Annotated in this window: 1 protein-coding gene and 1 pseudogene; both read left to right on the top strand. The window is 31.3% G+C overall.

Features of this window, described 5'->3' with window-relative positions; genetic code table 11:
- A partial coding sequence (locus F3H01_RS09100; protein WP_223155411.1) for an asparagine synthase-related protein occupies positions 1-592 on the top strand: 592 nt, incomplete at its 5' end.
- Positions 582-898, top strand: a pseudogene (locus tag F3H01_RS09095) (hypothetical protein); the annotation flags it as partial. The gene F3H01_RS09100 and the pseudogene F3H01_RS09095, both read left to right, overlap by 11 nt.

Raw genomic sequence — 898 nt, 5'->3', positions numbered from 1 at the left:
CGCTAAAGCGGAAAGTGTTTTTAAAATTTCAAGTCAGTATTTTTTAAAGGAAGATGTCGCAAAATTCATAAAAAATTATAGCTCTGAGTACAAAACATCTTATAATAAATTTGGATGTGTAAATGGAGATTACTTCGACGAGTCAATGTGTGTAGACTTTCAAACATATATGTACCAAATTTTGATGAAAGTAGATAGGGCTAGCATGGCTGTATCATTGGAGTCTAGAGAGCCATTTTTAGATCAGCGGATAATAGAATATTTAGCACAAGTTCCATCTAGTCTAAAGCTAAAAAATGGCCCCAAGGGGATATTAAAAGATATTGTTCATGATTTTATCCCAAAAAATTTACTAGACCGTCCAAAGCAGGGCTTCGTTCCACCTTTTGAGGATTGGTTAAATGGTGATCTAAAAAATTTTGTTGATGATTGCTCTAATAAAGATTTTATTGAAGACCAAGGTATTTTTTGCCATGCAGAGGTAGTTAAGCTAAAAAAAGAATTTTATGAAGAAAAAAAACCTGGATATAAATTATGGCTTTTTTTGATATTTCAGCTATGGTACAAGCAGTGGATGATAAATGAAAGATAAAATTAGGCTAATATTATTAAACGACTGGTTGTATGGTGGCGGAGCCGAGAGATCTATGGCGGTTTTAGCCAATGAATTGGTTAAAGACCCTAGATATGAAATATATTTGGTTTTATTAGAAGACAAGATCTCGTTTGAGCTAAATTCTGGTATAAAATGTATCTCTTTTAGAAATAGCTATAATTTTGGCGTTTTCCAAAAGCTTATAACAATTTTATTAGATGTTTTTAGGCTAATAGGCTTAATTAAAAATTTAAATATAGATGTTGTTTTGTCATTTCAACACCGCTCAAACATAATAAATTG

Origin of the sequence: Campylobacter concisus (assembly GCF_902460875.1) — a bacterium.
GTDB classification, from domain to species: domain Bacteria; phylum Campylobacterota; class Campylobacteria; order Campylobacterales; family Campylobacteraceae; genus Campylobacter_A; species Campylobacter_A concisus_AA.
This window is presented reverse-complemented; position numbering and strand designations above follow the sequence as displayed.